Here is a 12,152-nt window from a genome sequence, read left to right as displayed (position 1 = left end):
CATTCATTGATTCATGCCCATTTATATAACGTTCAACTGCTTGAATTTTTTGTTCGATAGAAAATTTAGCCATAAAAAAACCCCCGTAAAAGTTAGATTAGTGTCTAACTTTTACGGGGCAGTTCAACTTAAAGGTGTCTTTTATTTACTTAAATGAATTTAAAACCGTTTCTAATTTCATTCCTCGAGAACCTTTTAATAAGATTAATGATTTTTCATTTGCATGACGTTTTATATAATCTACAATCTGATCGTAATCATTCTCAGTATGCATTAAGTATTCGTTAGCAAATTTTTGTTTTAACTGTTCATATAGCCACTTCATTCTAGTGCCATATAAACAAACTCTTGAGATTGCTTCAGCATCAATGGCGTTTGCGATTTGCTCGTGAAATTTTTGCTCGTCATCACCTAACTCAAGCATGTCACCTAGCACTAACCATTTATCCTCACGCAACGAAGTCGATTGGACAAAATGGATAGCTGCCATCATAGAGGTAGGTGCAGCATTATAGGCATCATTGATAAATAATATTCCTTGTTCAGTAGGAACCAATTGCATACGCATATCTGTTAATGATACTTGTGATAGACCCTCGCGAATTTGCTCATTAGTTAAGCCAAGATTTTTCCCCAATAAAATGGCATTTAAGCTATTCTTCACTTGGTGCTTCCCTAAAACAGGAATAAAGAATTCTCCATTCACTTCACCTTGAACAGTAAAACGACTTCCTTTTTCAGTTGTTTCAATCGACGTTGCTACTAAGTCATTCGACGTATTGAAGCCAAAGCCTTTAGATGTAAGCTGTGCTTGTGAATTTACCAAATTTTGAAGTAGAGGCTCATCACCGTCAAAGAATAGGATGCCATCCTCGTTCAAGCCAAGGATAATCTCGAATTTTGCTTTTGCAATTCCTTCACGCGAACCAAGGTCCTGCATATGCGCTTCCCCGATATTAGTAATTACAGCAAAATGCGGCTTCGCAAGTTTTGTTAAAAATTCAATCTCACCAAAACCACTCATTCCCATTTCTAAAACCGCAATTTCAGTATCTTCATCAAGATTTAATATCGTAATAGGTACACCTAATTGATTATTAAAATTACCGATTGTTTTTTGTACTTTATAAAATGGCGTTAACATACTTGCTAAAATATCTTTAGACGACGTTTTTCCATTCGAGCCTGTTACACCAATAAATTTAGCTTGATGTTCATGACGATAAGCACGAGCCATTTCTTGCAAAGCAAGCTCTGCATCCTCAACAAATAAAACAGGCATATCTGTCGGAGGGTTTGGTTCATCTCTTAACCAAAGAGTGGCAGCTGCCCCTTTTTCAAAAGCCTGTGCAACATATTTATGTCCATTAACAGACTCACCGCGAAAAGGAATAAATAGATCTCCTTCTGAAATTGTTCTTGTATCAATGGAGACTCCCTTTATAATCGTATCAGAATAGCTTTGGCAATCAATATTTATCCAATTGGCAATTTCTTTTAATGTTCTTTTCATGTCAATTCACTCTAATCTCGGTTATATTGTAATTGTTGTTTTTCTGTATGACGTTCAATTGCAAGCTCAATTAAGCTATCAATTAATTGTGGATAGCTAACGCCAGTATGCTGCCATAATAACGGATACATGCTTACTGGTGTGAACCCAGGCATTGTATTCACTTCATTAATATAAACTTCATTATTTTCTGTTACAAAGAAATCGGAACGAACAATTCCTGAGCAATCTAAAATTTTAAATGCACGAACAGCCATATCCTTCATAGTGCTTTCCACTTCAGAAGAAATTTCAGCAGGAATAATAAGCGCCGTTGAACCATCTTTATATTTAGATTCATAATCATAAAACTCAGTCACTGGTTTGATTTCACCGGCTACAGATACTTTAGGGTCATCATTTCCTAATACACCCATTTCAATTTCACGTGCTGTAATACCTTGTTCAACGATTACTTTACGATCATATTGGAAAGCAAACTCGATTGCTTTGACTAACTCTTCTCTATTCATAGCCTTACTAATCCCAACACTTGAACCAAGATTAGCTGGTTTTACAAACATCGGCCACCCCAAATCGCATTCACATTTTTCGATAAGGTCCTCGGAGCCGTTATTCCATTCGTTTCGAATAAAGTGAACATAAGGAACCTGCTTTAAGCCCGCTACACTAAATAGCTGTTTCATCGTTACTTTATCCATACCAGCCGCTGAAGCCAATACGCCATTTCCTACATACGGGAAATTCAGCACCTCTAATAGTCCTTGCACTGTTCCATCTTCCCCATTTGTTCCGTGTAACAAAGGAAAAACTACATCAAATTGAGCCTGGGAATTATTATCTAAAATAAATTCTGTAATATTATTTGGTGATACTTCTTCGCTTTTAAATTGTAATTGTTCAATCGATTCAACTGGCTTTGTTAACTGAGGTCCTCTTAGCCATTGACCATCCAATGTTATGAAAATCGGATATACATCATATTTTTCATAATCAATAGCTTTTGAAACGGCTGTCGCTGTAGATAATGATACTTCATGCTCAGCAGACTTCCCTCCATATAATAAACCAACGCGCTTTTTCATTTTTTGACCCTCCAAATATTGAGTAGTTCTAGTTTAACACGAAAACTTAGTTCTTAGAAAACTAGGCTTATCGAAAAGACGTATAGCAAAACGCCTTAGTTGCACTTTGTATTTTTTTCTACCAACTAACACATGGTATTTAGTAAGCAAAAAAAGTGAAAAAACCCCCTGTCAAAAATGTGCTATGACAGAAAGTTTTAAGTGATTTTGATTAGTTCATCGTAGTTTTGTTTTATTATAATGTCTAAATCATCCCAAACCTCATCGGGATAATCATAGTCAGAAAGAGTACGTATTTCAACACCATAACAGTTATTTTGTTTCTCCATTTTGTACAGAGATAACAAGGCACCCTCTTTTATAAATGGTCGATATGCCTTTAATACTACCGGATCTAAAGTGGGAATCGTATCCTTTGATTTTCTACGCCAAAAACTACCGTTACCTTCTTTTTCTTTTATCAGCTGATTAAATAAATTAGTAACAAGATATTCCGAATCATTTAAATACCTATAATAAACCTTTGTTAACTTGTCATTTTCGGATGAATAGTACACATACCGATTTTGTAGCTTAGAATAAAACGGAGTATAGATAGGCTCTTTCTTATGACTCATGTAAAGTAGCTCTGCCTGTTCAATTGCAGTTAACTGATTAACATCCTTCTCACTTGCAAAATCAATCCAGCATAAATCACCATCAGCATCATCCATTTCCTTAACAAATTTCGGTAATTCATCAATGGGTATGAAGTCAAACTGCGTATGCATATTGAATGATCCGTCATCGTAGCCATGTTTTAATAATAATAAATTTGGTATTGGGTCGACTGAGCTAACAAACTGCTTTAACGTCAGGCCACTGTATATCACAAAATGATCAACATCATTCATATGTACAAACAAATGATGCATAAAATCATCCGCAGTTTTTTGTTTTCTTGCCATAGGCTCACTCCCCAATAATTCAATACAATAGTTATTATATGATGTAACTTATAAATTTGAAACATTTTCATTTCCATTTCGTCGTAACTTTACGCACTCCAAGTATTTATGAAAATAAGAGCAAAAAATTAGCTGTTTGTTAGAATAGCTTCAGCCAATATCTTACACCTTTTTAACATAGATACGATAGTCCCCTTTTATTCATTTCTATGTTAAAGTAAAATGTACAAGTTCGAAAATTTTTTCTAAAATCTTTAAGATTAATTAGGTGAAATAAAATGGAAAATAACCAAAACTTCGCAGGCCGTTTTGATTGGAAGCTTGCTTTAATTATTTTATTATTTCTTATCGTTAGTTTGTTAGCTATTTCTTCTGCACAGACAACTGGACAATATGCTTCAAACTTCGTATTGCAGCAATTAGTAAATTACGTGATTTTTGCCATCATTGTCGCATTTGTAATTTATTTCGATCCTGACCAATATAAGAAAATGGCATGGTATTTATATGGCTTCGGTATTGTATTATTGATTCTTTTAGCTGTTATTCCCGCATCAGAAAGTGGTCCTGTTATCGAGCGTAACGGGGCAAAAAGCTGGTTTTCAACGCCAATCGGAAGCATTCAGCCTTCTGAATTTATGAAAACCTTTTACATTCTTGCTATGGCATGGGTCATTAGTAAGCACCATGAAAAATATTTTATAAAAAGCATTAAATCAGACTTTATTTTATTAGGTAAAATCGCGATAACTTTACTTATTCCTTTAACATTTATCATGATGCAGCCGGACTTAGGTTCTTCCTTAGTATTCTTGGCAATTACTGCTGCATTAATCATTGTAGCAGGTGTCTCATGGAAAATTATTCTACCTGTATTCGCATCTGCCGTTGCTATAGGCGGCTCTTTACTTTGGATGGCTCTATATATGCAGGAATTCCTAGAGGATAAATTCGGCTTGCAGCCATATCAGTTTGCCCGTATCTACTCTTGGTTAGATCCATACTCTTATTCGTCTGGCTCTGGATATCATTTAATCACTTCATTAAATGCCATTGGGTCTGGTGAAATCTTTGGTAAAGGGTATTTAGACCGTGAAGTATATGTAGCAGAAAGTCATACAGATTTTATATTTACGGTAATTGGAGAAGAATGGGGCTTCATCGGAGCAAGCTTTGTAATATGTCTATACTTCCTGTTAATTTATCATTTAACAAAATTGACATTAACCTTAAAGGATCCTTTCTGTACGTACGTTTGTGCAGGAATAATAGCAATGATTACCTTCCACGTGTTCGAAAATATTGGAATGACGATTCAGCTTTTACCGATTACTGGTATTCCGCTACCATTTATAAGCTATGGCGGTAGTTCCCTAATGGGTAATGCCCTAGCAATCGGCTTAGTATTCAGTATGAAGTACCATTATAAATCATATATGTTTGCAAGTAATGATGACGACGAGTAACACTTTAAAATTATAAGCCTACCGAAAAAATCCCGACCATTTCTAGTCGGGATTTTCTTATGCTAATTCTCATTATTATTTTATACTTGTGGTGTTTGAGTTGGTGGTGTTAATACTTTTAGTAATTCAAGACGGGATTTTGTAATGGTTGCAGTAACACCTAATTTAGATAAATTTGAAACAATTTTCTTTAAGTCTACTTCCTTCGTCATGCTTATCCACCTAACCTTCTTTATATATTATAAATAACGTATTAACTGCCTAAAAGTTTCAAATTAAATAGCTCTAACTTAATAATTCTTATGTCTATAATAACATGCTTGCCTTGCCTAATATTTTTCAATTATGTTACAACTTTGAAAATGTCAACTAAATAGCATTTCATTTTATTAAATATCCAAGAAAAATTTGTTTCAATCTTTGCTACTAAAGGAATTATAACCTTTAATCAATCAAATCAAACATCAAAATAAAAAGTCACATTTTGTTCACATTTACTAATTTCTCCTAAATTTTTCTTTTCAATTTCTTACTTATTATTTAAAAATAAGGGTAACAATTATATAGATAATTAGATACAAAGATATTTCTAACTAATAAGTACATGAATATCTAAAGCATTGCGTATATTAAAGTGCTAATGCTTTCATGTTGTGCATTCATAATGCATTATGAAATTGCGAAGTCCGATAGTTTTTGGAGGTAAAAGAGTGCAAAGAGAAAATTCAAATTCAATCTACTTACCAAATGAACTAGAATATTTTCGAAACGAAATTGAGTCATCAGTAGTAAGCTCTTTATGGCTTACCCCTACCGATGGAACCCCCTCTTTAACCGAAAGCAAGCTTGCAGGATAACCCTATTTACCTAAGTCTCATTTGTGTCCAAAAGATACAAACAATGAATTTATGCCCTTATTGGCTCAAATAAATTTTGCACAATTACCTTCCAGCCCCCTTTTTCCTAATAAAGGGCTGTTACAATTTTTCATTTCGAATAAATTTAACCATCCGATTGAGGCAAAAGTGGAATTGCTCTTTCAACAAGATTTCAAAATTCGTTACTTTCCAGAAGTTTTAAACGAAGACCAATTGAAAATAAGTTTTTCTTATTTGAATATTAACAGCGATTCTACAATCCAAAAGGAAATGAAGCTAGATTTTTACGGAAAACTTGAGCCAGTTTCTGTATTTGATTATAGAAGAGAACATCTCTTGCAAGCTTCACAATTTGGACGTGAAGTTATAAGTGATGATGGAAGAACCTTTGAGGATATCTATTTTGAAAACTTTCTTGCTGCCGAACACAAATTAGGTGGCTATCCATATTTTATTGAATATGATACAAGAAAGGATTCAACATTCCTAAAAAAATTCGATACTTTGTTATTGCAAATCGTTTCGAATGACGAGCAAGGGATTATGTATGGTGATTCTGGTATTTTAAAATTTTTCATCAATCAGCAAGCTCTTAAAGACTTAGATTTTTCGTCTGTTTACTTTATCGCTGAACAGTTCTGATTTTAGCTGCAATACTACAATTCATTCACTTGTTAAGCTATAATTATTTTATAAAAAATAAAGTAGGTGCAGTTATATGAGTATTTTCTTCAATACCATATCTGTTATTCCGATTATTCTCATATTAAATATCGTTCTTGCTATTATGGTGATCTTTTTAGAAAGAAAAGACCCTTCCGCAACATGGGCTTGGACACTTGTACTTTTCTTTCTGCCGCTAGCCGGATTCATATTATATTTGTTGCTTGGTCGACCAATGCGTAAAAAGCATTTGTTTCGCTGGGAGGGACAAAAAGATATTGGGATTGATAAACTAATCTCTTATCAAATCGAGGCCCTTGAAGAAAATTCACTGGATTTCAGGTTCGATGAGGTTGGAAAATATAAAAGTTTGATTCACATGAACTTAAAAACAAGCGACTCTGTTCTGACGCAAGATAACGATGTTCAGCTTTACGATGATGGGGCTAAAAAATTCGAGGACTTACTTGAGGATATTGAGAGTGCAAAAGATCATATCCATGTACAATACTACATCTTCAAATTAGATAATTTAGGAAAACGTATTTATACAGCTCTTTTAAAGAAGGCACAGCAAGGTGTAAAGGTTCGGATTCTTTATGATGAAATGGGTTCACGAGGCTTGAGGAAGAGGCATTTCAAGTCTCTCCTTAAACTTGGAGGAGAGATAGAGGTCTTCTTCCCTTCTATTTTCCCCCTTATCAATCCTCGATTAAACTTTAGAAATCACCGTAAAATTGTCATTATTGACGGACGCATCGGTTATATCGGCGGGTTTAATGTTGGAGACGAATATTTAGGATTAAATAAAAAATTTGGCTATTGGCGAGATACCCATTTACGTATTGAAGGGAGTTCTGTTCACCCTCTTCAAACTCGCTTTTTACTCGATTGGAACCAAGCAAGCGATAATAATATTATCTATTCTGAACGCTACTTCCCTGCAATTCCGAAAAAGGGCGATATTGCTGTTCAAATCGTTTCAAGTGGGCCTGATACAGAATTTCCTGCCATCAAAAATGGGTATTTGAAATTACTTATGAGCGCAAAGCGTTATATTTACATCCAAACTCCTTATTTCATACCTGATAATAGCTTTTTAAACGCTATTGAAATCGCTGCACTTTCAGGAATTGATGTACGCATTATGATTCCTAACAAACCTGACCATATGTTTGTTTACTGGGCTACCTATTCTTATGTTGGCCAGTTATTACGTGCTGGAGCTAAAATTTTCATTTATGAAAAAGGATTTATCCATGCTAAATCAATTGTTATTGACGATGAAGCTTCAACAGTGGGCACAGCTAACATTGATGTACGAAGCTTTAGTTTGAATTTTGAAGTGAATGCTTTTATTTACGATCGGACACTTTCCCATCAACTAGCAGAAATTTTCGAAAAGGATATATTAGATTGCACAGAGCTAACGCTTGAAAAATATGAGAATCGGGCAGGTATCATTAAATTTAAAGAATCTATTTCTCGATTATTAACACCAATTCTATAATCTACTCGCTCTAATAAAAAAGGATGACGCATTTAATCGTCATCCTTTTTTCTATTCAACACCTAAGTATTCTTCTAGTGTGACACCTGATTCTTTCACTTTCGTGGCAACATCGACACCTAAATATCGGAAATGCCAAGATTCATACATATATCCTGTAATGGCTTCTTTCCCTTGTGGATATCGGAGGATAAAGCCGTATTTGTGTGCATTTTCAACTAGCCATTTCCCAGCTTCTGTTTCACCAAATTCTTCAGTTAACCATAAATCCTCTTCCCCTTTTTCACCGATATCAAAAGCTAATCCAGTCTGATGCTCAGAGTATCCAGGTCTTGCACTATAGCGATCTGCGTTATCTTGCCCATCGCGACTTACATAATTATTATAAAGTGTATCTTGATATTCAAAAGAACGATAAGTACTAAATGCTACAAGATCAAAACCAGAAACCTTAGCATCTGTTGCCATTTGTTCAAAGGCTTTACGCGCCTCTTCACTTTCCCCTGGAGCAAAAGTACTTGGTAACGGATACTTTTTATTTGCTAATAGAACCCCCTCAACAAATGTAGGCTCTGTTGGCAATTGTTGCCCCTCAATATAACCGTTATTTGTAATAGGCTGTTCTGTTTCGGCCTGTTGGTCTTCTGTATTAGGTGTTTTTGCTTCATCTGTAGGCTTTATATTATCCTCTTCAATTTTAGTAGTATCTTCTTGGTTTGCATTTTGTTCATTTACATCTTCAACCGGAGCTGGTTCAACTGTTTGGAGGTTAAAGTTACTTTGATTGAAATAGTAAAACACCCCAATAGCCGCAGCTATAATAACTACTACACTAGCACTAATCCATATGTATTTCTTTTTGCTATTATTCTTATTACCGAAAGTTGTAGTTCTTTTCATAATCGTATAAGCCTCTTTCCGTATACAATGCTTTAATTTTAGCACTGTTTTCCCCGTTTGACTGTATTATTTTTCTTAAAAATTCTAGTCACCTATTGCGAGCATTATAATCTTTAGATAACGTATTTAAATTACCGTAGATAACAAAAAGCCGAGGCATATGACCCCGACTTTTTAGATTATTTTTTATCTAAAGAAACTGTTTCCGTTCCTGCTTCTGGCACAGGCTTTGCTGGATGATCAGTGAAATACTTTCTTCCAATATACGTTTGAAGAATTAGCAGTATACCACTTACCGACCAATATAAAGGCAGTGCAGCCATAGATGTGAATGAGATAAACACGATCATAATTGGCGAGATATAAATCATTAACTTCATTTGAGCCTTTTGAGCTTCAGGAACGGTCCAAAGTGACACTTTCGCTTGTACAAAGTATACGATACCAGCAATTATTGTCATTAAGATATCAGGTGATCCTAAATTGAACCATAAAAACTCATGTGATTTTACATCATCAGAGTAAAGTATTGCAAAATATAATCCCATAATGATTGGCATTTGGATAACTATTGGTAAGCAACCCATATTTAAAGGATTGATTCCATTTGTACGATATAAGCTTAGCATTTCCTGTTGAATTGCCATTTGTTCTTCTTTTGTTTGAGCAGCCTTTAATCGTTCTTGGATCTCGTCCATTTTCGGTTTTACAACATCCATTTTGGATTTCATTGCCGATTGTGAACGGTAATTTTTTAACATGAACGGCATTAAGATTAAACGAACGCCAATTGTGATTGCGATAATTGCTAAACCGTAACTTCCGTTAAACAAATCATTACCTAAGAATTCTAATAACCAGTTCATCGGTTTAACAAACGTACTATAAAAGAAGCCTTCCTGATTTTCAACAGCTTGACACCCTGTTAACACGAACAGCATAAGGCCTAGCATTGAAAAAAGTTTCAGTTTTTTCATTTTTCCACCTACTATTTTATTTAGCTAAATTGAAGTATACAGTAATAACTTTATGAATATCAAATACGAGGTCATATAATAGGAAACTATATTAATGACAAGAATAAGGTTATTAGAAAAATACAACTCGACCAATTTTGGTCGAGTTGATGACGCATCATAGTATAAGCATTTCACTATTTACCAAAAAATCTGCATGCTGCATCAACTTTGCATTATACGTTTTCATACTCAACTTCCGGAATTTCAAAGCGGTAGAATTCATGATGTAGCTCATCACGGAAATGCTTCGGTGTTACACCTGTATATTTTTTAAATATTCTTGTGAAGTAGCTTTGGTTACAAAAATGGAATTGATCAGATATTGACGTAATACTTTTATTTGTATGACGAAGATAATATTGTGATTCTTCTACTCTTCTAACATTTAGATACTCTACTAATGTTATGCCAACATGCTCTCTAAATATTCTAGATAAATGGCTAGTACTTATATGAAATTTTTGAGCAATTCTTTCTACTGTTAAATCATTTTCAAGCTCATCATTTATGTACATAATTACCTTATTTACTGTTTGGTGTCTAAAGGTTGGCTGTTTTCGATCTGCTATAAAGTAAACGTAAAAATCAACTAAATCATCAGCAAATTGCAAGAACTCTGCATCTTTCATATTGTTTTCTATCATATCCGCACAGGCAAGATTAAAAGCAAATGCCTTTTTTGAAGGTACTTGATTATCTAAAAGCTTGCGAGCAACAATTGATGAAAGGATTACAAAATAATTTCTTACCACTTTGATTACTTGTTTTCCGAATCTGATTGATAAAATATCTATTATTTCGTGCAAAGATTTTTTTGCTTTTGCCGACTCTAAGTGAAAGATTTCAAATAACAGCTTAGATTCAATATTATAAAAATCTTCAATCCCGTTATATTGATTTATACTATCAATCTCTTGAAAGTACCTTTTAGAAATTGTTTCAGATATTGAATGTGGAAATAGCTGCATAAATTACCCCATCTTTCTTCAGAATACAATTGCAATATTGTTATATTCTACAACAATACACATCGACTACTGTAATATAACCTAAATTAATTAAAGAATATAGTTTTTTTAATAGATTTTTCTATGAAATAACTGACTTAATGAGTATTTTTTGCTAAAAATTTAGCTTAAATTATTCTACTAATAAGAATAAAGAATTAATTATGTATGACTAAAGTGAATATTACCATAATTTCGCATATTTTCAAACTCTATTTTATACATATAGGAAAGTTTAACAGTTTGTCTTATTAACCTAAGGACTTTTTATCATTTTAGCTCGAACAAAGCTAAGTTTTCTAATAAAGAATGGCAAATTTCAGCATACTTTCTATATAAATTCTAAATACTAAGGATACATGAAACCTGCACTTTCCTATTAGTATACGGTACGCTATTTTTATTGGAAACAATAAAAAGTGACAAAAATAAGAATGTATTTTTTATATTTGCAGAAAATTAGCGTGCTTGCCGGTAATCTTCTCTATTTTATTTATTACAAACTGTAGTAAAATAGATGTTATATGATATAAAATGTATACAAAATGAGGTGTCTTAAATTGGAACCAAAGCAAATAGAAGAAATCATGGAGATTATTAAAGATTTCTTTCCGGAGAATACGTCGATTGCAATATCGGATACAAATGAATATTTATATTATCAGCCTAGTAAAAAGGTAGATTTAAAAATTAAGCCAGGCGATCCTATAAAAGATGGCTCTGCAGCACACAAAGCACTATCCTATGGTCAAAAAATTAATACATACATCGAGTCTGATGTATTTGGAGTTCCTTACTATGGGATGAGTATTCCTCTTATAGAAGAAGGAGAAACAAAAGGTGCTATTACAGCAATCTTCCCTCAAAAGCCGTCACCATTTTTAACAAACTACATTACCATTAAAATTGATGATTGTTGGTACCCTATCAAACACGACCAAGTAATTTATCTTGAAACACAATTACGAAAAACTTTTGTTAAAACAATGGGACGCGAAGGATATCACCGTTTAAATTTAAGTGATTTAGAGTTATTCTTAGCACCTGATTCATTTATTCGCTGTCACCGTGTGTTTTGCAAGATAAAAGTGCAGAAGAATGCAAAGAAAAATACACAAGCTTGCCAGCCTTCATCTGAGTATTCATTTTTGTCTTGATAATGCG

General features: G+C 33.7%; 11 protein-coding genes and 1 pseudogene. 5 read left to right on the top strand and 7 right to left on the bottom strand.

The features are described from left to right. Positions 1-145: 145 nt before the first annotated feature. The 3 genes from BJ095_RS18175 to BJ095_RS18165 form a co-directional block, all read right to left on the bottom strand. On the bottom strand, positions 146-1,513 hold the full coding sequence (locus BJ095_RS18175) for a UDP-N-acetylmuramoyl-tripeptide--D-alanyl-D-alanine ligase (RefSeq protein WP_107934786.1): 1,368 nt from the start codon (positions 1,511-1,513) through the stop codon (positions 146-148). 11 nt (positions 1,514-1,524) lie between these two features. Next, on the bottom strand, positions 1,525-2,598 hold the full coding sequence (locus BJ095_RS18170) for a D-alanine--D-alanine ligase (protein ID WP_107934785.1): 1,074 nt from the start codon (positions 2,596-2,598) through the stop codon (positions 1,525-1,527). A 197-nt stretch (positions 2,599-2,795) separates the two neighbouring features. Then, entirely contained in the window at positions 2,796-3,545 is a 750-nt protein-coding gene (locus BJ095_RS18165; protein WP_107934784.1) for a hypothetical protein, read from the bottom strand. Positions 3,546-3,823: 278 nt separating this feature from the next. On the opposite strand from BJ095_RS18165, the gene BJ095_RS18160 reads away from it, so the two are divergent. Then, the gene (locus BJ095_RS18160) at positions 3,824-5,011 is read left to right on the top strand and encodes an FtsW/RodA/SpoVE family cell cycle protein (RefSeq protein WP_107934783.1); all 1,188 of its coding nucleotides are present in this window, start codon (positions 3,824-3,826) and stop codon (positions 5,009-5,011) included. An 80-nt stretch (positions 5,012-5,091) separates the two neighbouring features. On the opposite strand, the gene BJ095_RS19435 is transcribed toward BJ095_RS18160, so the two are convergent. Then, entirely contained in the window at positions 5,092-5,223 is a 132-nt protein-coding gene (locus tag BJ095_RS19435; RefSeq protein WP_248283773.1) for an Lmo0850 family protein, read from the bottom strand. Between the two features lie 498 nt (positions 5,224-5,721). Between BJ095_RS19435 and BJ095_RS19145 the strand changes: the two genes are divergently transcribed. The 3 genes and pseudogenes from BJ095_RS19145 to cls all read left to right on the top strand — a co-directional run bounded on the left by BJ095_RS19145 (position 5,722) and on the right by cls (position 8,062). Continuing rightward, positions 5,722-5,868 (top strand): hypothetical protein, encoded by a 147-nt coding sequence (locus tag BJ095_RS19145; RefSeq protein WP_181418122.1) that lies wholly within the window; start codon positions 5,722-5,724, stop codon positions 5,866-5,868. Between the two features lie 12 nt (positions 5,869-5,880). Next, positions 5,881-6,531: pseudogene (locus BJ095_RS18155) on the top strand (YwqG family protein); the annotation flags it as partial. A gap of 76 nt (positions 6,532-6,607) precedes the next feature. Next, positions 6,608-8,062: a cardiolipin synthase gene (gene cls, locus BJ095_RS18150; RefSeq protein ID WP_107934781.1), complete on the top strand. Its 1,455-nt coding sequence runs from the start codon at positions 6,608-6,610 to the stop codon at positions 8,060-8,062. A 51-nt stretch (positions 8,063-8,113) separates the two neighbouring features. On the opposite strand, the gene BJ095_RS18145 is transcribed toward cls, so the two are convergent. The 3 genes from BJ095_RS18145 to BJ095_RS18135 form a co-directional block, all read right to left on the bottom strand. After that, positions 8,114-8,962 (bottom strand): M15 family metallopeptidase, encoded by an 849-nt coding sequence (locus BJ095_RS18145; protein WP_107934780.1) that lies wholly within the window; start codon positions 8,960-8,962, stop codon positions 8,114-8,116. Between the two features lie 179 nt (positions 8,963-9,141). After that, positions 9,142-9,939 (bottom strand): membrane protein insertase YidC, encoded by a 798-nt coding sequence (gene yidC / locus BJ095_RS18140; protein ID WP_107934779.1) that lies wholly within the window; start codon positions 9,937-9,939, stop codon positions 9,142-9,144. Positions 9,940-10,154: 215 nt separating this feature from the next. Beyond that, positions 10,155-10,949, bottom strand: a complete 795-nt coding sequence (locus BJ095_RS18135; RefSeq protein WP_107934778.1) for a helix-turn-helix transcriptional regulator — start codon at positions 10,947-10,949, stop codon at positions 10,155-10,157. Positions 10,950-11,548: 599 nt separating this feature from the next. On the opposite strand from BJ095_RS18135, the gene BJ095_RS18130 reads away from it, so the two are divergent. Next, positions 11,549-12,145 carry a LytTR family DNA-binding domain-containing protein gene (locus BJ095_RS18130; RefSeq protein WP_235867709.1) on the top strand — a complete coding sequence of 199 codons (597 nt, stop codon included), beginning with the start codon at positions 11,549-11,551 and terminating at the stop codon, positions 12,143-12,145. The last annotated feature ends 7 nt before the right edge of the window (positions 12,146-12,152 follow it).

The sequence above is a fragment of the Ureibacillus chungkukjangi genome (assembly GCF_003217295.1).
Taxonomy (GTDB): domain Bacteria; phylum Bacillota; class Bacilli; order Bacillales_A; family Planococcaceae; genus Ureibacillus; species Ureibacillus chungkukjangi.
Note: the sequence above shows the minus strand (reverse complement) of the source record. Positions and strands in the feature narration are given on the sequence as shown.

Coding starts and splice junctions, on each gene's coding strand:
- yidC (WP_107934779.1), bottom strand. CDS start 9,939: ATGAAAAAACTGAAACTTTTTTCAATGCTAGGCCTTATGCTGTTCGTG.
- BJ095_RS18135 (WP_107934778.1), bottom strand. CDS start 10,949: ATGCAGCTATTTCCACATTCAATATCTGAAACAATTTCTAAAAGGTAC.
- BJ095_RS19435 (WP_248283773.1), bottom strand. CDS start 5,223: ATGACGAAGGAAGTAGACTTAAAGAAAATTGTTTCAAATTTATCTAAA.
- BJ095_RS18145 (WP_107934780.1), bottom strand. CDS start 8,962: ATGAAAAGAACTACAACTTTCGGTAATAAGAATAATAGCAAAAAGAAA.
- BJ095_RS18160 (WP_107934783.1), top strand. CDS start 3,824: ATGGAAAATAACCAAAACTTCGCAGGCCGTTTTGATTGGAAGCTTGCT.
- BJ095_RS18170 (WP_107934785.1), bottom strand. CDS start 2,598: ATGAAAAAGCGCGTTGGTTTATTATATGGAGGGAAGTCTGCTGAGCAT.
- BJ095_RS18165 (WP_107934784.1), bottom strand. CDS start 3,545: ATGGCAAGAAAACAAAAAACTGCGGATGATTTTATGCATCATTTGTTT.
- BJ095_RS18175 (WP_107934786.1), bottom strand. CDS start 1,513: ATGAAAAGAACATTAAAAGAAATTGCCAATTGGATAAATATTGATTGC.
- cls (WP_107934781.1), top strand. CDS start 6,608: ATGAGTATTTTCTTCAATACCATATCTGTTATTCCGATTATTCTCATA.